This is a genomic window from Klebsiella sp. GFKo11, assembly GCF_056490265.1.
On record NZ_CM151369.1, the window covers coordinates 4,152,347 to 4,172,439 of the forward strand.

17 protein-coding genes are annotated in these 20,093 nt (G+C 51.7%); 9 read left to right on the top strand and 8 right to left on the bottom strand.

Features of this window, described 5'->3' with window-relative positions; genetic code table 11:
• Nucleotides 1-20: 20 nt before the first annotated feature.
• The 3 genes from aroA to AC07P6_RS20220 form a co-directional block, all read right to left on the bottom strand.
• The gene (gene aroA, locus AC07P6_RS20210; RefSeq protein WP_434659488.1) at nucleotides 21-1,304 is read right to left on the bottom strand and encodes a 3-phosphoshikimate 1-carboxyvinyltransferase; all 1,284 of its coding nucleotides are present in this window, start codon (nucleotides 1,302-1,304) and stop codon (nucleotides 21-23) included.
• 72 nt (nucleotides 1,305-1,376) lie between these two features.
• Nucleotides 1,377-2,465 carry a 3-phosphoserine/phosphohydroxythreonine transaminase gene (gene serC / locus AC07P6_RS20215; protein WP_112214638.1) on the bottom strand — a complete coding sequence of 363 codons (1,089 nt, stop codon included), beginning with the start codon at nucleotides 2,463-2,465 and terminating at the stop codon, nucleotides 1,377-1,379.
• Nucleotides 2,466-2,652: 187 nt separating this feature from the next.
• The gene (locus AC07P6_RS20220) at nucleotides 2,653-3,345 is read right to left on the bottom strand and encodes a DUF421 domain-containing protein (RefSeq protein WP_182237612.1); all 693 of its coding nucleotides are present in this window, start codon (nucleotides 3,343-3,345) and stop codon (nucleotides 2,653-2,655) included.
• 114 nt (nucleotides 3,346-3,459) lie between these two features.
• Between AC07P6_RS20220 and ycaO the strand changes: the two genes are divergently transcribed.
• The 4 genes from ycaO (at nucleotide 3,460) to pflA (ending at nucleotide 9,731) form a co-directional block, all read left to right on the top strand.
• The gene (gene ycaO, locus AC07P6_RS20225; protein WP_478314387.1) at nucleotides 3,460-5,220 is read left to right on the top strand and encodes a 30S ribosomal protein S12 methylthiotransferase accessory factor YcaO; all 1,761 of its coding nucleotides are present in this window, start codon (nucleotides 3,460-3,462) and stop codon (nucleotides 5,218-5,220) included.
• A 385-nt stretch (nucleotides 5,221-5,605) separates the two neighbouring features.
• The gene (focA, locus tag AC07P6_RS20230; RefSeq protein WP_110275170.1) at nucleotides 5,606-6,463 is read left to right on the top strand and encodes a formate transporter FocA; all 858 of its coding nucleotides are present in this window, start codon (nucleotides 5,606-5,608) and stop codon (nucleotides 6,461-6,463) included.
• A 51-nt stretch (nucleotides 6,464-6,514) separates the two neighbouring features.
• Nucleotides 6,515-8,797: a formate C-acetyltransferase gene (gene pflB, locus AC07P6_RS20235; RefSeq protein ID WP_182237608.1), complete on the top strand. Its 2,283-nt coding sequence runs from the start codon at nucleotides 6,515-6,517 to the stop codon at nucleotides 8,795-8,797.
• 193 nt (nucleotides 8,798-8,990) lie between these two features.
• Nucleotides 8,991-9,731, top strand: coding sequence for a pyruvate formate lyase 1-activating protein (gene pflA / locus AC07P6_RS20240; protein ID WP_110275174.1), 741 nt, complete (start codon nucleotides 8,991-8,993; stop codon nucleotides 9,729-9,731).
• Nucleotides 9,732-9,787: 56 nt separating this feature from the next.
• On the opposite strand, the gene AC07P6_RS20245 is transcribed toward pflA, so the two are convergent.
• Nucleotides 9,788-10,636, bottom strand: a complete 849-nt coding sequence (locus AC07P6_RS20245; RefSeq protein WP_478314389.1) for a MurR/RpiR family transcriptional regulator — start codon at nucleotides 10,634-10,636, stop codon at nucleotides 9,788-9,790.
• A gap of 122 nt (nucleotides 10,637-10,758) precedes the next feature.
• Between AC07P6_RS20245 and AC07P6_RS20250 the strand changes: the two genes are divergently transcribed.
• The 5 genes from AC07P6_RS20250 to AC07P6_RS20270 are packed head-to-tail and all read left to right on the top strand — an operon-like array spanning nucleotide 10,759 to nucleotide 14,534.
• Nucleotides 10,759-11,034 carry a PTS sugar transporter subunit IIB gene (locus AC07P6_RS20250; protein WP_181482836.1) on the top strand — a complete coding sequence of 92 codons (276 nt, stop codon included), beginning with the start codon at nucleotides 10,759-10,761 and terminating at the stop codon, nucleotides 11,032-11,034.
• A 17-nt stretch (nucleotides 11,035-11,051) separates the two neighbouring features.
• Entirely contained in the window at nucleotides 11,052-12,317 is a 1,266-nt protein-coding gene (locus AC07P6_RS20255; protein WP_478314390.1) for a PTS ascorbate transporter subunit IIC, read from the top strand.
• A gap of 12 nt (nucleotides 12,318-12,329) precedes the next feature.
• A complete protein-coding gene (locus AC07P6_RS20260) occupies nucleotides 12,330-13,127 on the top strand; it encodes a transketolase (protein WP_478314392.1) in 798 nt (265 codons plus the stop codon).
• Nucleotides 13,127-14,038: a transketolase family protein gene (locus tag AC07P6_RS20265; protein WP_434659499.1), complete on the top strand. Its 912-nt coding sequence runs from the start codon at nucleotides 13,127-13,129 to the stop codon at nucleotides 14,036-14,038. The genes AC07P6_RS20260 and AC07P6_RS20265 overlap by 1 nt, the downstream gene beginning before the upstream one ends.
• 55 nt (nucleotides 14,039-14,093) lie before the next feature.
• A complete protein-coding gene (locus AC07P6_RS20270) occupies nucleotides 14,094-14,534 on the top strand; it encodes a PTS sugar transporter subunit IIA (protein WP_478314394.1) in 441 nt (146 codons plus the stop codon).
• 32 nt (nucleotides 14,535-14,566) lie between these two features.
• Here the strand turns inward: AC07P6_RS20270 and AC07P6_RS20275 are convergent, their stop codons facing one another.
• The 4 genes from AC07P6_RS20275 to dmsA all read right to left on the bottom strand — a co-directional run bounded on the left by AC07P6_RS20275 (nucleotide 14,567) and on the right by dmsA (nucleotide 19,920).
• The gene (locus AC07P6_RS20275; RefSeq protein ID WP_478314396.1) at nucleotides 14,567-15,715 is read right to left on the bottom strand and encodes an MFS transporter; all 1,149 of its coding nucleotides are present in this window, start codon (nucleotides 15,713-15,715) and stop codon (nucleotides 14,567-14,569) included.
• Nucleotides 15,716-15,988: 273 nt separating this feature from the next.
• On the bottom strand, nucleotides 15,989-16,852 hold the full coding sequence (locus AC07P6_RS20280) for a dimethyl sulfoxide reductase anchor subunit family protein (protein WP_478314398.1): 864 nt from the start codon (nucleotides 16,850-16,852) through the stop codon (nucleotides 15,989-15,991).
• A gap of 1 nt (nucleotide 16,853) precedes the next feature.
• Nucleotides 16,854-17,471 carry a DMSO/selenate family reductase complex B subunit gene (locus AC07P6_RS20285; RefSeq protein WP_478314400.1) on the bottom strand — a complete coding sequence of 206 codons (618 nt, stop codon included), beginning with the start codon at nucleotides 17,469-17,471 and terminating at the stop codon, nucleotides 16,854-16,856.
• 10 nt (nucleotides 17,472-17,481) lie between these two features.
• Entirely contained in the window at nucleotides 17,482-19,920 is a 2,439-nt protein-coding gene (dmsA, locus tag AC07P6_RS20290; protein WP_478314402.1) for a dimethylsulfoxide reductase subunit A, read from the bottom strand.
• Nucleotides 19,921-20,093 lie beyond the last annotated feature (173 nt).

Genomic DNA, 20,093 nt, shown 5'->3' on the forward strand with positions numbered 1-20,093 from the left:
TTTTATAGGACTTGCGTCATTCAAGCCAGTGTGCTGATACGCGCCAGTTGCTCAAAGTAATCCGGGAAAGTTTTCGCCGTACACTTCGGATCGAGGATCGTGACTGGGGTATCGGAAAGCGCCACTAACGAAAAACACATCGCCATGCGGTGGTCGTTATAGGTACCGATGTCTGCAAACTGCAGCTTCACAGGTGGCGTAATGCGGATGTAATCCTCACCCTCTTCAACTTCAGCGCCCACTTTACGCAGCTCTGTTGCCATAGCAAACAGGCGGTCGGTCTCTTTGACACGCCAGTTATAAATGTTGCGCAGCGTGGTGGTACCTTTCGCAAACAACGCGGCAGTGGCGATAGTCATCGCAGCATCCGGGATATGATTCATGTCCATATCAATGGCGTTCAGCTCGCCATGAGTACAGGCAATAAAATCGTCCCCCCAGGTAACGGTTGCGCCCATTTTCTCCAGCACATCGGCGAAACGAATATCGCCCTGCACGCTGTTACGACCGATACCGGTCACTTTCACCGTACCGCCCTTAATCGCGCCAGCAGCGAGGAAATAGGATGCCGAAGAGGCGTCCCCCTCAACCAGATAGTCGCCTGGTGATTGATACTGCTGATTGCCGCGTACCACAAAACGCTGATAAGACTGGTTTTCAACCTCAACGCCAAACGTCTTCATCAGGTTGAGCGTGATATCAATGTAAGGTTTAGAAACCAACTCGCCTTTAATAGCAATAACGGTATCCTGCGGAGCCAACGGCGCGGTCATCAACAGCGCAGTGAGGAACTGGCTGGAAACGCTGCCGTCAACTTCAACATGACCACCGTTGAAACCACCGCGCAGACGCAGAGGCGGATAGTTTTCCTGCTCCAGATAATCGATTTGCGCACCGCCCTGACGCAGCGCATCAACCAGGTGGCCAATCGGACGCTCTTTCATTCGCGGCTCACCGGTCAGCACAATATTATTGCTACCCAAGCATAACGCCGCCGCCAGCGGGCGCATTGCGGTCCCGGCGTTACCGAGGAACAGTTCCAGCGCCTGGTCAGACTGTAGTGGGCCCCCGTTACCTGTCACTTCGCAACGAGTACGATCGGAGGACAGGGTGTAATGAACTCCCAGGGCGTTGAGGGCATTCAGCATGTGGCGCACATCGTCGCTGTCCAGCAAATTGGTCAGCACCGTAGTGCCATCGGCTAATGCCGCCAGCAGCAAGGCACGATTGGAGACACTTTTGGACCCGGGCAGGTTAATAGTGCCATCTACACGTGCGATGGGTTGTAACGTCAGGGATTCCATTAAACTCAACTCTCAAACAAACAGAATAAAAACCCCGCAGGCTGGCTGCGGGGATGAAAAACAAGGCAACGATTAACCGTGACGGCGTTCGAAGTCCTGCATAAAGTCAGTCAGCGCCTTCACACCGGCCAACGGCATCGCATTATAAATGGAGGCTCGCATGCCGCCCACGACGCGGTGACCTTTCAACGCATGCAGACCGGCTGCAAAAGACTCTTCAAGGAACAACTTGTCAAGAGCGCTATCCGCCAGTTGGAACGGCACGTTCATGCGAGAGCGGTTCGCCACAGCAACGTCATTGCGATAGAAACCACTGCGATCAATCACGCCATATAATAAGTCGGCTTTTTGCTGGTTAATTTTATCCATCACGGCGACGCCGCCCTGCTCTTTCAGCCACTTAAACACCAGGCCTGACAGATACCAGGCAAATGTCGGCGGCGTGTTGAACATCGAGTCATTCTCAGCCAGGATGGAATAGTCAAGAATCGACGGGCAGGCTACGTTGGCTTTACCCAGCAGATCTTCGCGAACAATAATCAGCGTCAAACCGGCCGGACCGATGTTTTTCTGCGCACCAGCGTAGATCACGCCATAACGGCTAACGTCGATTTCACGAGATAAAATAGTCGAAGATAAATCCGCCGTGACTATCACATCGTCAGCAAAGTTCGGCGCTTCTTCGATGGCAATACCATCAATGGTTTCATTCGGGCAGTAGTGCAGGTACGCAGCGCCAGGCGTCAGTTGCCATTCGCTCATTGGTTTAACCGCGCGCAGGCCGTCAACGGTGATTTTGGCGTCGATTACGTTCGGATTACAGTATTTATGCGCTTCTTTAACCGCGCTGGCGGCCCAGTAACCAGCATCAACGTAGTCGGCAACGGTTTTATCGCCAAGCAGGTTCAGTGGGATGCCCGCAAACTGCCCGCGGCCGCCGCCATGACAGAATAAAACTTTGTAGTTGGAAGGAATATTGAGCAGGGAGCGAAAATCCTGTTCCGCCTCTTCAGCCACCTTAATGAACTCCTTCCCACGGTGGCTGATTTCCATCACCGACGTCCCCAAACCGTTCCAGTCGCACAGCTCCTGCTGCGCCAGTTTGAGTACTTCCGCCGGCAGCATTGCCGGGCCCGAACTGAAGTTATAGACCTGAGCCATTTACCCTCACCACGTTGCTATGTTATTTGCCCGCGAACCGTCGCGGGCATAAGTTATTCCTGTGGCTATCGGTTTTATCATTCAGTGACACGTACCGCAACGGCTAAAACTGAACAGTGGCAAAATGCGGCCTTGCTCACACAAAAGAATCTGCCAGCTTGACGTCATATAACCGACATAATTGCTGTCAAGTGACTCTTTTTGCTCGACTGACCTTCGACCATTCTGCATTTGCACAGCGTGGGCATAATTGCTTATCCCCGGCACGAAGCGTAAGGATTGCACTACAGCGGACGCAGGCGTACTCATCATCCTGCGGAACGGTAGTAAAACGCTCAGTAAAGCGTGAAGGTAGAATAGAGAGTCCGGCTTTAACATCCGGATCCGGGTAGTAATAAAGGCTAATTTGTCCGTTGGTTTCCAGAATAGCCAGCCGTACCTGCCCCAGTTGCTCCACGCCGTTGGTGCGAAGCTCCATAAAAAACTCAAATTCGGTCATGTTTTCCGCCTGGAGCTTTTCCCATGCCAGCTCGCCGTTTTCCACCACCACAATCGGCTTACCTTCGAGTAAATCCTCCAGCTTTTCACTGTGCCCCATCAGCCACATGACTAGCCGGTACAGGAGCGCCAGGGTGATAAAAACGGCCAGCACCGGCAGCATGGGGACATCATCATAGAATGCGACATCACCCGCCGCCGAGCCCAGGGTCAGAATAATCAGTACTTCAAACAACGACATCTGTCGAACGCCGCGCCGCCCGGTGATTTTAAGGAAAATAAATACCAGCACGAAGGTATAGAGGCTACGTAACGCCACCTCGGCAAGAAATTCCACTGGCACCTTATCCAGTGCCATACGATGCCAATCAAAAGTCTTCATGGTTAACGCCTGAACAGTTATCGAGTGACATAAGCATAGCCAGACGATGGAGATAGCACCTGTCATCTAAAACCCGTATGATTGCGCGCTTTACGTACGATAAAAGTGATTGCCATGACTCAAACATTTATTACCGGCAAAGATGCCGCCCTGGAAGATTCCATCGCCCGCTTCCAGAAAAAATTGCTCGACCTCGGATTTGATATTGAAGAGGCCTCATGGCTCAACCCGGTACCGCACGTCTGGTCAGTGCACATCCGCGATAAAGAGTGCGCCTTGTGTTTCACCAACGGTAAGGGCGCAACCAAAAAAGCCGCGCTGGCTTCCGCGTTAGGGGAATACTTCGAGCGTCTCTCCACTAACTACTTCTTCGCCGATTTCTGGCTGGGCGACACCATCGCTAACGGCCTTTTCGTTCACTATCCGAATGAAAAATGGTTCCCGCTAACCGACGATGATGAAGTGCCGGAAGGCTTGCTAGATGCCCGCCTGCGTGCGTTCTACGATCCTGACGATCAGTTAACTGCCAGCATGCTGGTGGATCTGCAATCAGGTAATGACGATCGCGGCGTGTGCGGCCTGCCGTTCACTCGCCAGTCTGACGGCGAGACGATTTATATTCCGATGAATATCATTGGCAACCTGTACGTTTCGAATGGCATGTCTGCGGGCAATACCCGTAACGAAGCCCGCGTTCAAGGCCTGTCAGAAGTATTTGAACGTCATATTAAAAATCGCATTATTGCTGAAAGCATCAGCCTGCCGGAAATTCCGGCGGAGGTGATGGCGCGTTATCCGGGCGTTGTGGAGTCGATTAATAAACTGGAAGCCGAAGGTTTCCCGATTTTCGCTTATGACGGTTCACTGGGCGGCAAATATCCGGTTATCTGCGTTGTGCTGTTTAACCCGGCTAACGGAACTTGTTTTGCGTCTTTCGGCGCGCATCCTGATTTCGGCGTCGCGCTGGAACGTACCGTTACCGAGTTACTGCAAGGCCGCAGCCTGAAAGATCTCGACGTATTTACGCCGCCGACCTTCGATGATGAAGAAGTTGCCGAACACGCCAATCTTGAGACTCACTTTATCGATTCCAGCGGTCTGATCTCCTGGGATATGTTTAAGCAGGATGCCGACTACCCATTCGTGGACTGGAGCTTCTCCGGAACGACGGATGAAGAGTTCGCCACCCTGATGGCTATCTTCAAACAAGAAGATAAAGAAGTTTATATCGCCGATTACGAACACCTGAGCGTCTACGCTTGCCGAATCATCGTTCCGGGCATGTCCGATATCTACCCGGCGGAAGATCTCTGGCTGGCGAACAACAGCATGGGTGCACACCTGCGGGAAACTATTCTTTCCCTGCCGGGAAGCGAGTGGGAAAAAGAAGATTATCTGGCGCTTATCGAACAAATGGACGATGAAGGCCTTGATGATTTCACCCGCGTTCGCGAGCTGCTTGGCCTGGCGACTGGCAAAGAGAATGGTTGGTACACGCTACGCATTGGTGAGTTAAAAGCGATGCTGGCGCTGGCGGGAGGTGATATTGAGCAAGCCTTGATCTGGACCGAATGGACCATGGAGTTCAATGCTTCAATATTTAGCGCTGAACGCGCTAATTACTACCGTTGCCTGCAAACGCTACTGTTGCTCAGCCAGGAAGAAGAGCGCCAGCCGCTGCAATACCTGAACGCCTTTGTGCGTATGTACGGCGTTGAAGCAGTAGAAGCCGCCAGCGCCGCGCTTAGCGGCGAAGCTCCTTTCTACGGTTTGCAGACAGTAGACAGCGATCTGCTGGCTTTCCCGGCTCATCAGTCTTTACTGAAGGCCTATGAAAAGTTGCAGCGCGCAAAAGCAGAATTCTGGGTTAAATAACGCCTCTTTATCTATCAGAATGTCAGCATCACGGGGTCAGTTGTGACCCCGTTTTTTTATGCTTTTCGCAAGCCCTCGATTATTTGTGGCAACAAAGTTAATTAATAGTAAAAAATAACGAATAATCGCTGAGAATATTGTTAGTTTTAATAAAAATACCCCATTTTAATTAACCGCTACAGAGGGCAAAAATGAAAAAAATCAACATAATTTGCAAATTTTAAAATTTATTTTTTACATAAAAAACAATAGATTAATTGCATTTTAAGCCAAAACCATACACTGAAAAGGCCTATAGTTCCGGTAGGATATGATCTACATCAAATTCCCTTCTATAATGCTTTGTTAGTATCTCACCGCCAACTTACATAAAGAGAGAGTTAGTGTGAAAGCTGACAACCCTTTTGATCTTTTACTCCCTGCTGCAATGGCGAAAGTTGCCGAAGAAGCGGGTGTCTATAAAGCGACAAAGCATCCGATAAAGACGTTTTATCTGGCTATTACCGCTGGTGTCTTCATCTCTATCGCTTTTGTTTTCTATATTACGGCAACAACCGGCGCCGCTGGGATGCCTTTCGGTGTTGCCAAACTGATTGGGGGCGTCTGCTTCTCACTAGGTTTGATTCTCTGCGTCATTTGCGGTGCCGACCTGTTTACCTCAACCGTACTTATCGTCGTGGCGAAAGCCAGCGGACGAATTACATGGGGTCAACTGGCAAAAAACTGGCTCAACGTCTATGTTGGTAACCTGATCGGCTGCTTACTGTTTGTGTTATTGATGTGGCTTTCAGGCGAATATATGACCGCCAACGGTCAATGGGGACTTAACGTCCTGCAAACCGCCGACCACAAAATGCACCATACTTTTATTGAAGCCGTGTGCCTGGGTATCCTGGCAAACCTGATGGTCTGCCTTGCGGTATGGATGAGTTACTCCGGCCGTAGCCTGATGGATAAAGCCATGATCATGGTTTTACCGGTGGCAATGTTTGTTGCCAGCGGATTCGAGCACAGTATCGCTAATATGTTTATGATCCCGATGGGCATCATAATCCGCGACTTTGCAAGCCCGGAATTCTGGACCGCGGTCGGTTCAACTCCGGAAAGTTTCTCTCACTTAACCGTCATGAACTTCATCACTGATAACCTGATTCCGGTAACTATCGGGAACATCATCGGCGGTGGTCTGCTGGTTGGGTTGACATACTGGGTCATTTACCTGCGTGGCGACGACCATCACTAAGGGTTGTTTCAGGCAGTAAATAAAAAATCCACTTAAGAAGGTAGGTGTTACATGTCCGAGCTTAATGAAAAGTTAGCTACAGCCTGGGAAGGTTTTGCGAAAGGTGACTGGCAGAAAGAAGTCAACGTCCGCGACTTTATCCAGAAAAACTATACCCCGTACGAAGGTGACGAGTCCTTCCTGGCTGGCGCAACTGACGCGACCACCAAGCTGTGGGACAACGTAATGGAAGGTGTTAAACAGGAAAACCGCACTCACGCGCCTGTTGATTTTGACACTTCCCTTGCATCCACCATCACTTCTCATGACGCTGGCTACATCGAGAAAGCTCTCGAGAAAATCGTTGGTCTGCAGACTGAAGCTCCGTTGAAACGTGCGATTATCCCGTTCGGCGGCATTAAAATGGTTGAAGGTTCTTGCAAAGCGTACGATCGCGAGCTGGACCCAATGCTGAAAAAAATCTTCACCGAATACCGCAAAACCCATAACCAGGGCGTATTCGATGTTTACACCAAAGACATCCTGAACTGCCGTAAATCTGGCGTTCTGACCGGTCTGCCGGATGCCTACGGTCGTGGTCGTATCATCGGTGACTACCGTCGCGTTGCGCTGTACGGTATCGACTTCCTGATGAAAGACAAATACGCGCAGTTCCTGTCTCTGCAATCCGATCTGGAAAATGGCGTAAATCTGGAAGCAACTATTCGTCTGCGTGAAGAAATCTCTGAACAGCACCGTGCACTGGGTCAGATCAAAGAAATGGCAGCAAAATATGGCTGCGATATCTCTGCTCCGGCAAAAACTGCTCAGGAAGCAATCCAGTGGACCTACTTCGGTTACCTGGCTGCCGTTAAATCTCAGAACGGCGCGGCAATGTCCTTCGGTCGTACTTCCAGCTTCCTGGATATCTTCATCGAACGTGACCTGAAAGCAGGTAAAATCACCGAACAAGACGCTCAGGAAATGATTGACCACCTGGTCATGAAACTGCGTATGGTTCGTTTCCTGCGTACTCCTGAATATGATGAACTGTTCTCCGGTGACCCGATTTGGGCAACTGAATCTATCGGTGGTATGGGCGTTGATGGCCGTACGCTGGTAACCAAGAACAGCTTCCGCTTCCTGAACACCCTGTACACTATGGGGCCGTCTCCGGAGCCGAACATCACTATCCTGTGGTCTGAAAAACTGCCGCTGAGCTTCAAAAAATACGCTGCTAAAGTGTCCATCGATACCTCTTCTCTGCAGTATGAGAACGATGACCTGATGCGTCCGGACTTCAACAACGATGACTACGCTATCGCTTGTTGTGTAAGCCCAATGGTTGTTGGTAAGCAAATGCAGTTCTTCGGTGCTCGTGCAAACCTGGCGAAAACCATGCTGTACGCAATCAACGGCGGCGTTGATGAAAAACTGAAAATGCAGGTTGGTCCTAAATCTGAACCGATCAAAGGCGATCTTCTGAACTTTGATGAAGTGATGGATCGTATGGATCACTTTATGGATTGGCTGGCAAAACAGTACGTCACTGCGCTGAACATCATCCATTACATGCATGACAAGTACAGCTACGAAGCTTCTCTGATGGCGCTGCACGACCGTGATGTTATCCGCACCATGGCATGTGGTATCGCTGGCCTGTCCGTTGCTGCTGACTCCCTGTCTGCAATCAAATATGCGAAAGTTAAACCGGTTCGTGATGAAAACGGTCTGGCTGTTGACTTCGAAATCGAAGGCGAATACCCGCAGTTTGGTAACAACGACCCTCGCGTAGATGACATGGCGGTTGACCTGGTTGAACGTTTCATGAAGAAAATTCAGAAACTGACCATGTACCGTAACGCTATCCCGACTCAGTCAGTTCTGACCATCACCTCTAACGTTGTGTATGGTAAGAAAACCGGTAACACCCCTGACGGTCGTCGCGCCGGCGCTCCGTTCGGACCAGGTGCTAACCCGATGCACGGCCGTGACCAGAAAGGTGCTGTTGCCTCTCTGACCTCCGTTGCTAAACTGCCGTTTGCTTACGCGAAAGATGGTATCTCCTATACCTTCTCTATCGTTCCGAACGCGCTGGGTAAAGACGACGAAGTTCGTAAGACTAACCTGGCAGGCCTGATGGATGGTTACTTCCACCACGAAGCCTCCATCGAAGGCGGTCAGCATCTGAACGTCAACGTCATGAACCGCGAAATGCTGCTCGACGCGATGGAAAACCCGGAAAAATATCCGCAGCTGACCATTCGTGTATCTGGCTACGCAGTACGTTTTAACTCCCTGACTAAAGAACAACAGCAGGACGTTATCACTCGTACCTTCACTCAGACCATGTAATTCCCTGTCTGACTGAAAACGCGTACAATAAAGGCTCCACGCAAGTGGGGCCTTTTTAGCACTCCCCTCTGCCATAGTCTCTTTTGTCTGCTGTCTATACTCAATGGATAACCGCCAAAACAGACTTAACACAGCCGGTTTGAGCTGTGCATCCACAGGCCCCGAACGGGCCGAATCTGGAGATATCACTGCAATGTCAACTATTGGTCGCATTCACTCCTTTGAATCCTGTGGCACCGTCGATGGCCCGGGGATCCGTTTTATCACCTTCTTCCAGGGCTGCCTGATGCGCTGCCTGTATTGTCATAACCGTGATACCTGGGATACCCACGGCGGTAAAGAGATCACCGTTGAAGAGCTAATGAAAGAAGTGGTGACCTATCGCCACTTCATGAACGCTTCCGGAGGCGGAGTGACGGCATCCGGCGGCGAAGCTATTTTGCAGGCTGAATTCGTTCGCGACTGGTTCCGCGCCTGTAGGAAAGAAGGCATTCATACTTGTCTCGACACTAACGGTTTTGTGCGCCGCTACGATCCGGTTATTGATGAACTGTTGGAAGTGACTGACCTGGTGATGCTCGATCTCAAACAGATGAACGACGAAATCCACCAGAACCTGGTTGGTGTTTCTAACCACCGTACGCTGGAGTTTGCACGCTATCTATCCAATAAAAACATTAACGTCTGGATCCGCTACGTTGTGGTTCCGGGCTGGTCGGACGACGACGACTCCGCTCATCGTCTAGGCGAGTTTACCCGCGATATGGGCAATGTCGAAAAAATCGAGCTGCTGCCGTATCACGAGCTGGGCAAGCATAAATGGGTCGCAATGGGCGAAGAGTACAAGCTAGATGGCGTTCATCCGCCGAAGAAAGAGACCATGGAGCGCGTGAAGGGTATTCTTGAGCAGTACGGCCATAAGGTGATGTACTAAACAAAATATCCCCCGGTAAACTTTGCGTTACCTGGGGATTTTGCAAGTGGCTGGCGTCAGGACATAAAATATTCCGACAGCTTATTCGCCACGCTCTCAATCGAGAAAATACGTTTCTGATGCGCTTTGCGGTACTCAGCATAGCGTTCATCCTGCTCTTCCAGCGCGCTCAGGATCCGATCAGCCACCATCATTGCGCCCGCAATTTCTGCAAATCCGGATTCGCCCTCCCCTTGTAAAGCAACGGCTGCCTGAAGGTTCCAGTCAGACAGGCGGGCTAACGGCGTAAACGTCCCACGCGTTAGCGATAATATTTTAACCCCCTGCTGTTTTGCCAGAGACAGGGCCTGCATCATGTCCGCCGATGCCTGCTCGGTATGAATGACAATAATGCCGATTTTTTGATTATCAGCCAGCAGTGGCATCGCCGCCGGATAAGAGCGATCGACAAAACTTGCCGCTTTACCCATGTTGATTAAATTCATTTGCAGGAACAACGCGACCGGCACCGCCGTGCCTACAGCATAAATAGCAATGTTATTCAGCGAATTAAGCCAGTCTGCGGCGGCTTTCAGCTCCTGATTATCAACAATGGCATTACTGTCGCGGATGCTCGCCAGTACCGGAGCGATCTCTTCATTGCCATTGTCTTCCGAGCGTGCAGCACCCTGCTCCATCGCCAGCGCCGTTCTGAAATCCGAAAAGCCTTTAAAGCCGAAAGCCCGACAAAAACGGGTGATACTCCCCTCACTGGTATCAATGGAGTCAGCCAGTTCTGAAATCGTGTGACGCATCACAAAATCAGGATTTTCCGTAATAAAGCGGCCGACTTTCTCCAGTATCGGGCTTAGCCCCGAAGCTCCATTTCTTATGTTTATCAACAAGTTATTGTCTATCTGGCTCATTTTTTGCCTTATTTGCTCAAAATGCAAACACAGTCACATCTTTCGTCCTGTGGTAAAGATAATAATTATTATCTCATACAAACAAATAAAAATAATTATTTTTACAAACAGGAGAACATCTCATGAAAGGTCTCATAGTCTGTCGTACCGGTATGGGTAGCTCGCTAATGCTCAAAATCAAAGCCCAAAAAATTATCGACAAACATGGCTGGGATATCGATCTGGAACACGATGTCCTTTCGGGTCTGAGGACCTGGCGAGACATTGATTTCGTCATCACTATGCGCGATCTCACCGATGAAGTCGAAGCAGCCGGATTCAGAGCTATCGGCATTACCGATCTGATGAATAGTGAAGAAATGGAATCTGCCCTCACTCGCGTCGTTCAAAGCAACTAACCTCTCCCGGAGGCAATATGGATCTCCTCAGATTTATTGTATTCGACATTCTGGGCGTAACCCCACTTTTAGTTGGCTTTATCGCATTAATCGGCTTGTTAATCCAACGTAAGCCGATTGAAAAAGTCCTTTCCGGCACCTTCAAAACTATCGTCGGCTTTTTGGTGTTCGCCGGTGGTGCCGGGCTCGCGGTGACCTCTCTGGGTAATTTTCAGACGTTATTTAGCGATGGATTTGGTTTAAAAGGTGTTATGCCGCTCGCGGAAGCACTAACCGGGCTGGCGCAAACCAAATTCGCAATGTGCGTGTCGCTTATCATGGTGATCGGCTTTGGCTGGAACCTGTTCTTTGCACGCGTCACGCCGTTTAAATACATCTTTCTTACCGGACAACATAACCTTTATCTCTCCGCGCTGCTTACCGTCACGCTGAAAGCGCTCGGCTATAGCGACATGACGACCATTATTGTCGGCTCCGTGTTATTAGGTCTGGCGGCCTGTCTTTATCCGGCGATTGCGCAACCCTGGATGCGAAAGATCACCGGTAACGATGAGATCGCGATGGGGCACTACGTGACCCTGGCTTACGCCGCGTCCGGCTGGATCGGTTCGAAGGTCGGCGATCCTAAACAATCCACCGAAAAGCTGAACCTTCCCGGCTGGTTGGGGATCTTTAAGGATTACATCGTCTCTGTGTCGATCTCGGTGAGTATTTTCTACTACATCGCCGCGCTCGCTGCCGGGAAAGAGGCGGTAACCGCTGCAGCAGGTGGAATGCACTGGCTAGTTTATCCCCTCTTCCAGTCGCTGACCTTCACCGCTTCGCTGTACATCATTATTACCGGCGTGCGTCTGCTGCTGTCAGAGATTGTTCCGGCTTTCCTCGGCATTTCGGAGAAGTTTATTCCTAACGCCAAACCCGCGCTCGACTGCCCAGTGGTCTTCCCGTATGCCCCCACCGCCACGGTTCTGGGATTTATTTCTTCGTTTATTGGCGGGCTGGTGGTGATGGGCTTTCTCGCGATATTGGGGCAAACCGTCATTATTCCCGTGGCCATTCCTTATTTCTTCATCGGCGCCACCGCAGCGGTATTTGGTAATGCCTCTGGCGGCTGGAAAGGTGCGATTGCGGGAAGCTTCGTCACCGGGATCCTCATCGGCATTGGCCCTGCGCTGATTTACCCGATTATGGAGTCTGTGGGTCTGTCAGGCACCAGCTTCCCGGAAACCGACTTCGTTGCCCTGGGCCTGGTTGTGTACTACATCGGTAAAATGCTGCCATAAGAAGGAAAAAACATGAACATTGATGAACTGAAATCTCATGCGCTCGCCGCTCGCCGCGAGATAGTCACTATGATTTACGAGTCCGGAATCGGTCATCCAGGCGGAGCGTTATCGATCATCGACATTCTGACCTGGATCTATTATCAAGAAGTCGATCTGACAGCCTCTCCGCGTTCGCGAGTGGTGATGAGCAAAGGGCATGCCGTCGCTGCGCAGTACGCCATGCTGTACCAAAAAGGAAAAATCGATCGCAGCGAGTTTAGTACGTTCCGCCAGATTAACTCACGTCTGCAGGGGCACCCCAGCATCAAATCACTGCCGGATGTCGATGCAACAACCGGTTTGCTGGGCCAGGGATTATCTATTGCTTTGGGTATGGCAGCGGCAAAAAAACGGCACAACGATCCCCATCGGGTATTCGCCATTATTGGCGATGGCGAAATGCATGAGGGGCAAATCTGGGAAACCTTGCAGCAGGCCGGGCATATGAAGATGGATAACCTGGTTGCCATTATCGATTACAACGGCTTCTCTTCTCACGATCCGGTCAACGAAGTCATTAACCTCGAACCGCTGGCGGATAAAATCCGCAGCTTTGGCTGGCACGTACTTGAACTTCATAACGGCAATGATATGCATCAGGTGGCCGACACCCTGATGTTATCCCGCCATCTGAAAGGCAAGCCAATTGCCATCGTGGCGCACACCACGAAAGGTTCCGGCGTCAGCTACATGGAAAACAACGGCGACTGGCACTCAAAAACCCCGAGTAAAGAACAGTATCAGCAGGCAATGGAGGAGTTACAGTGATGAAAGCACCCCGTGATGAGATCGGTAATGCCCTGATTGCCCTGAAAGAAAAAGGCTACCCCGTGGTTGCTATCGACAGCGACTTAGCCAGCTCAACGCGTACCGACCAGTTTCAGGCAATCTACCCTGAGGCCTTTTTCGAAATGGGCATTGCGGAAGGTTCCGCTATGAGCTTTGCAGTCGGTCAGGCGCTGGAGGGCTTTATGCCCTTCTATGTCAACTTTGCGATGTTCGTAACCGGAACCGCCTGGACTCAGCTGCGGCAGGCCTGCTATGCCAAAGCGAATATCAAGCTCGTCGGCAGCCATCCTGGCATGGATGATGGCCCGGACGGCGCATCGCATCACGCGCTGGAAGATCTGGCGTTAACCCGCGTACTGCCTGGCTTGACTATTCTGACGCCTGCTGATGCCGAAGAAATTGCCGAAGCCTTTGAACAAGCCGCGAAAATTAATGGGCCAGTCTATATCCGCGTCGCGCGAGAGCCGATGCCGGTTCGCGATAAGAGCGCGATCCCGCGGGTGACCGATATCGCCGCCATCGCCGATAGCGGCAACGATTTCGCCATTATCTTCGAAGGAACCGTGCTCGAGCAGGCTACCGACGGCTACGAAAAACTGCTCGCCAGCGGCAAAAAGGGCAAGCTAATCCATGTGGCTACGCTCAAGCCTTTCAATCAGCAGGCATTTTATCAGCTGGTCGAAGACTGCCCGCTCATCGCCACACTGGAAAATCACAGCGTCAACGGCGGTCTCGGTGGGTTGATTGCTGAAACCATGGCGCAGGCGGCTCACCCTGCCCGTCTTGCACGACTGGGGACGCAGGATACGTTTACTGAATCGGGTAATAGCAGGCAACTGAAAGCGAAATATGGTATCTCGGGCGAGGCGCTGTTGAACGCACTTCGTTAACCGTCACGCGAGCCGATCGCATTGCCGATCGGCTCCGTTATTAAAGAGGTCCAATATGGAAAAAGCGTTATTTTCCGCCTGTCAGTATGCCAGTAACGGTCTGGACTGGCGCAATGCCATTCAGCTCGCCTGCCATCCTTTGGAGCAGCAAGGAAAAATCACCTCGGAATATGCTCAGGCAATTATCAGTGCCACAGAACAGCACGGCCCCTGGTACATACTCAGCCCGGAATTTGCGCTACCGCACGCGCGTCCGCAAGAAGGCGTATTAAGCCAGAGCAGTGTACTTTCGTTGCTTTGTTGCGAAGAAGGCGTTGAATTTCCCGGCTATCCCGGTATACGGCTGATAGTGGTGCTGGCGGCAGCGGATAGCGAACAGCATATTCAAACGATCCAGCGGTTAGTGTGCTGGCTGGATGAGGGGGACAGGCTACAACAATTCACTACGGTTCAGGATAGGGCCCAGTTTGCGGCGCTTATCGCTTCTCACCAATAGTCAGGGGATGTATCCCCTGACTATTGCTTGAATCAGGCATGCGCCACCGGCGTCGGATGATGTCCGGCTTTGCGCAGCAGCGTCAGAAGGTAGATAAAGGAGACGCTGGCAATCATGATAAACAGCAGATTGTCTGAGAAATTTTGCATCAGCATGGCGGTAAGCGTCGGACCAAGCAGGCTACCAACGGTGTAGCTCATCAACAGCGCCTGGTTCATCGCCACCAGCTGATGACGTTCCACTTTTTCACAAGCCCAGGCCATAGCGACTGGGTAGAGCGTGAAGCCGGAAGCGCCAAGCACGAACAGCGCAGGCGCCATTGCGGCCTGGCTTAGCATAGCCAGACAGCCCAGAATCACCACAAAAACCTGGACACGCAGAACCATCAGGCGACCATAGCGATCGGCCAGTCGACCAATGGGCCACTGCCCAACAATACCCGCACTTACCATCACCGCCATCCAGAAGCCGATACCCGAATCGCTGACGCCCTTATGGTTCAGCCATAGCGGCATCAGTCCGTACAATGAACCGAGGACTATGCCGGAGATAATGCAGCCGTTAACTCCGTGACGCGCCTGGCGCAGCCTTAACATTGGCCAGATACGTGCGGGTTCATGCTGCTCATCAGCTTGATTTGCCACGCGGGTGAACAGCAGCGGCAGAATGCCCGCCAGGGCCAGCGCAGTCACCCACGGTAGTACGCTCATCAAATCCGTCGGCAGTTTGCTGACCATTAATTGGCCCAGCACTGTGCCGATATAATAAATCATCATATACGCCGCCAGCAGGCGACCACGGCTACGTGAGGTGCCGCTACAGACCAGCGCGCTCTCAACCACCACCCAAATCATCGCGCAGCCCACGCCCGCGATAAAACGCCAGCTAAACCACGTCCAGAAGCCAATGGTGATACCAAGACCCACGCAGCCAACGGCAAAAATCATCGATGCCAGATAATAGCTACGGTTAAAACCCAGACGCTTAATCACCCATCCGGCCAACAGCGTTCCCACCAGGTTGCCAGTGAAATAGGACGATCCCACCATCCCAACCTGCCAGGTAGGCATATTTTCATGGGCGAGCCAAAGCGGGACGAGCGTATTTAAAACCGCTATCGCCAGGGTCAATAAAAGCAGGCCACAGAGCAACATTTGCACTGGCCGGGTGTAGATGGTCATGGGTATAAACCGTGATGGAGTTCAGATTTCGTGCGCATCATGCCACTGCTGTAAACATTGTCAATCTACCTGAAGTCAGGCCTGACGCGGTTTGCGGGCGAACGATAGAAGTTTTTTATCCAGCGGTTCGACAACAGAATGGTTATTTATATTATTCCATTGTTTTTATTAATTTATTAGAAAATAGAGGAAGGAATATCAGTAGAAATATTTCATGAATCGACCGCACTTTTTATCGCGCCAGAGTACTTATTTCTGGCGCGATAAAGGTCATTAACTGGCGATAGCCATCCCAACGGTCATATGCAGACCGTAGAAGACGCCGCGGCCAATCATCTCACCCACCAGAACCAGCACAAATGCCAGCCCCAGCAGCGGTAAAGCAGGCTGATAGCCTTTGAGCTGCGGTGCAATCCAGCATACTAGCGCCATTACTAGCGCAACGACACGCCAGGCCATCAGCGAACCGTAATCCGGCACCAGCGCCGAGGCCTGCTGAATAGAGCTATGAATGGTGGCCAGCTCGCTCCCCTGCATCAGCACAACGGTCACGCTAACCACCAGCGCCAGCAGAGTCACTGCAGGTAGCAGACGCATCGCCCAACCATCAACGCCCGCAACGCGCAACAGCAGATACCCCAGCAGTGGGCCGCCGATAAACAGCGTCAGGAAGAAGCTAAGCGGCGTCCAGACCGTGTACCAGGTAGGCACCGTATCAATGGTGTTATACACGCGAACCATCATCCAGACGAAGATAACCCCCAGCACCATAGTAATGACCAGCCAGAGGCTACGCAGTCCCGATGGTAGCTTATTGACCACCGCTAACAGCCAGCCAATACCACCAACGGCAAAGAACAGCGCCCCGCTGGCGATTTCGTTGCTGAGCGATGAAGCCCCCACGCGGTTCAACGAATTAAAAGCACGCATCGGCGACCCCAGATGCAGGGTCGAGGCAATAAAGCCAACCCCCATCAGCACCCACAAGCCGAACATGCTCCACACCACTCGCTGCTGCTGCTCTTGCGAAAGGTCACCCTTCATTAGCGCAAGGGCCAGCACAATAAAGCCCCCCACAACGCATTGACCAAAGACCGTGAAAATCATCAACGGCCATTCATGCCATCCACTCCCCATTTCACACCTCCTTCGGGTTGGCCAGATAGCCGGTGGTATCACCACACGGACGGCTGTTGGCGTTAGGTTTTATTACAATGCTCGGCTTAGTGAAATGCGCGGCAGGTAGCGGCGCAACGGCAGCCAACTGACCGTGTTTTTTACGCAGTTCTTCAATAGGGCCAAAATCGAGCGCGCGCAGCGGACAAGATTCCACGCAGATCGGTTTTTTGCCTTCAGCTACGCGTTCATGGCAACCATCACACTTGGTCATATGCCCTTTCGCCGCATTGTACTGTGGCGCACCGTACGGACAGGCCATATGGCAATAGCGACAGCCAATACACACATCTTCATCCACCACCACAAAGCCATCGTCACGCTTGTGCATCGCACCGCTTGGACAAACCTTGGTACAGGCCGGATCCTCACAATGGTTACAGGCGATAGAGAGATAGTAGGCAAAAACGTTTTGCTGCCAGACGCCGTTATCTTCCTGCCAGTCGCCACCGGCGTATTCGTAAATGCGGCGGAAGCTCACATCCGGCGTGAGATTTTTGTAGTCTTTACAAGCCAGTTCGCAGGTTTTGCAACCGGTGCAACGGGCGGAATCAATAAAAAATCCATATTGAGTTGTCATCGGTCACTCCTTACAGCTTTTCAACCTGGACAAGGTTGGTATGCGATGGGTTGCCTTTCGCCAGCGGCGACGGGCGTTGGGTGGTCAGCACGTTAATGCTGCCCGCCTGATCCACGCGACCTGCATCCGGGTTGTACCAGGCCCCCTCTCCCAACGCGACAACGCCAGGCATCATTCGCGGTGTCACTTTAGCTTCGATATGCACTTCACCACGGTCGTTGAAAATGCGGATACGTTCGCCATTGGCGATCCCGCGTTTCTTCGCATCGAGTGGGTTAATCCACATCTCCTGACGGCAAGCGGCTTGCAGTACATCAACGTTGCCATAGGTTGAGTGGGTGCGCGCTTTGTAGTGGAAACCGGTAAGTTGTAGCGGATAATTTTTAGTCAAAGGATCGTTATAGTTTTCGAACCCTGGGCTATAGATCGGCAGCGGATCGATAACGTCTTCTTCTTTTAGCTCCCAGGTCGCGGCAATCTCCGCTAGCTGTGCAGAGTAAATCTCTATTTTCCCTGACGGAGTGGTTAACGGGTTAGCCACTGGATCCTCGCGGAAAGCCTTGTAGGCTACGTGATGCCCTTCAGGATCGCGCTGTTTGAACATTCCTTGTTTACGGAATTCATCAAACGGCAATAGCTCAGGAATCGCTTTACGGGATTGCTCATAGAGATGACGTAACCACTCTTCCTGAGTACGCCCTTCCGTAAACTGTTGCTCAACGCCCATGCGTTTTGCCAGTTCCGTCGTCATGTCGTAGATGGTCTTGCACTCAAAGCGAGGTTTGATCGCCTGGTCGGCAAAAATAACGTAAGACATGTTGCCGCAGGAAGCATCCAGGGCAAAATCCATCTGTTCCGAAGCCGTACAATCCGGCAGCAGAATATCGGCATATTTCGCCGACGAGGTCATATGGCAATCGATGACCACGATCATCTCGCACTTTTTGTCATCCTGCAGGATCTCATGGGTGCGGTTAATTTCTGAGTGCTGGTTAACCAGGCAGTTACCGGCATAGTTCCAGACCATTTTGATGGGCACATCGAGCTTATCTTTGCCGCGCACGCCGTCGCGCAGCGCGGTCATTTCGGTCCCGCGTTCAATAGCATCGGTCCACATAAACATGGAAATGCTGGTCTCGATCGGGTTGTTCAGCGTTGGCATGCGCTCAAATGGCAGCGAATATGAACCTTCACGTGCACCGGTATTCCCGCCGTTGATCCCTACGTTGCCCGTCAAAATTGCCAGCATAGAGATTGCGCGGGAAACCAGCTCACCGTTGGCGTGACGCTGCGGGCCCCAGCCCTGAGAAATGTAGGCAGGCTTGGCACCAGCAATCTCACGCGCCAGTTGCACAATACGCGCCTGCGGGATGCCGGTAATCGTCGACGCCCACTCAGGGGTTTTCGCAATACCATCTTTGCCCTGACCGAGAATATAGGCCTTATAGTGGCCATTGGCTGGCGCACCTTCCGGCAACGTTTTCTCGTCATAGCCTACGCAGTACTTATCCAGGAAAGGCTGATCAACGAGATTTTCGCTAATCATCACCCACGCTAGCGCGGAAATCAGTGCGGCATCAGTACCAGGTCGGATGGGGATCCACTCGTCTTCACGTCCGGCGCCGGTATCGGTGTAGCGAGGATCGATAATGATCAGCCGGGCATTAGATTTCTCTCGCGCCTGCTCCAGGTAGTAGGTCACCCCGCCGCCGCTCATTCGGGTTTCACCGGGGTTGTTGCCAAACAGCACCACTAGCTTACTGTTTTCGATATCCGAAGGGCTATTGCCATCAGCCCAGCCGCCGTAGGTGTAATTCAGGCCCGCGGCAATTTGTGCGGTAGAGTAGTCGCCGTAATGATTGAGATAACCGCCGCAGCAATTCATCAGGCGGGCAATCAGGGTTTTCCCCGGTGGCCAGGAACGCGTCAAGGTACCACCCAGTGTTCCGGTACCGTAGTTCAGATAGATCGATTCGTTACCGTAGTCTTTAATCAAGCGCTGCATATTGCTGGCAATAGTATCGAACGCTTCCTCCCAACTGATGCGCTCAAACTTACCTTCACCACGTTTGCCAACGCGCTTCATCGGATATTTCAGGCGATCGGGATTATAGACGCGCCGACGCATCGAGCGACCGCGCAGACAGGCGCGAACCTGGTGCAGACCATCATAGTTATCATCGCCGAGATTATCGGTCTCGACATATTTGATTTCGCCATCAACCACATGCATACGCAGCGGACAGCGGCTACCACAGTTAACCGTACAGGCGCTCCAGGTGACCGTTTCGCTAACAGGAATTTGGGTGTCCGCAGCACAGGCAATGCGCGCGAAGGGTAAGGTAAAAGCGCTACTGGCCATCGCCAGCCCGCCAATCGCCGTGGTTTTCATTAAACCACGCCGGCTCACCTCGGCAGCCAGTAAAGCATCGGGGGTTTTGGTTTTCATAGATACTCGCTTTGGTTGCTCACAATTAACTGAAAACCGCTATATAGATTAATATATAACGAAATTAGCCTTTATTAGTTTTTTATACTGGTTAATCCAAAGGGAGTATCTTCGTATTCACTGAGGCGATTATTGCCCGGTATCAAGAAGGGGGTAAAAAAAAAGCGCCTGAA

Coding starts and splice junctions, on each gene's coding strand:
- aroA (WP_434659488.1), bottom strand. CDS start 1,304: ATGGAATCCCTGACGTTACAACCCATCGCACGTGTAGATGGCACTATT.
- serC (WP_112214638.1), bottom strand. CDS start 2,465: ATGGCTCAGGTCTATAACTTCAGTTCGGGCCCGGCAATGCTGCCGGCG.
- AC07P6_RS20220 (WP_182237612.1), bottom strand. CDS start 3,345: ATGAAGACTTTTGATTGGCATCGTATGGCACTGGATAAGGTGCCAGTG.
- ycaO (WP_478314387.1), top strand. CDS start 3,460: ATGACTCAAACATTTATTACCGGCAAAGATGCCGCCCTGGAAGATTCC.
- pflB (WP_182237608.1), top strand. CDS start 6,515: ATGTCCGAGCTTAATGAAAAGTTAGCTACAGCCTGGGAAGGTTTTGCG.
- pflA (WP_110275174.1), top strand. CDS start 8,991: ATGTCAACTATTGGTCGCATTCACTCCTTTGAATCCTGTGGCACCGTC.
- AC07P6_RS20245 (WP_478314389.1), bottom strand. CDS start 10,636: ATGAGCCAGATAGACAATAACTTGTTGATAAACATAAGAAATGGAGCT.
- AC07P6_RS20250 (WP_181482836.1), top strand. CDS start 10,759: ATGAAAGGTCTCATAGTCTGTCGTACCGGTATGGGTAGCTCGCTAATG.
- AC07P6_RS20255 (WP_478314390.1), top strand. CDS start 11,052: ATGGATCTCCTCAGATTTATTGTATTCGACATTCTGGGCGTAACCCCA.
- AC07P6_RS20260 (WP_478314392.1), top strand. CDS start 12,330: ATGAACATTGATGAACTGAAATCTCATGCGCTCGCCGCTCGCCGCGAG.
- AC07P6_RS20265 (WP_434659499.1), top strand. CDS start 13,127: ATGAAAGCACCCCGTGATGAGATCGGTAATGCCCTGATTGCCCTGAAA.
- AC07P6_RS20270 (WP_478314394.1), top strand. CDS start 14,094: ATGGAAAAAGCGTTATTTTCCGCCTGTCAGTATGCCAGTAACGGTCTG.
- AC07P6_RS20275 (WP_478314396.1), bottom strand. CDS start 15,715: ATGACCATCTACACCCGGCCAGTGCAAATGTTGCTCTGTGGCCTGCTT.
- AC07P6_RS20280 (WP_478314398.1), bottom strand. CDS start 16,852: ATGGGGAGTGGATGGCATGAATGGCCGTTGATGATTTTCACGGTCTTT.
- AC07P6_RS20285 (WP_478314400.1), bottom strand. CDS start 17,471: ATGACAACTCAATATGGATTTTTTATTGATTCCGCCCGTTGCACCGGT.
- dmsA (WP_478314402.1), bottom strand. CDS start 19,920: ATGAAAACCAAAACCCCCGATGCTTTACTGGCTGCCGAGGTGAGCCGG.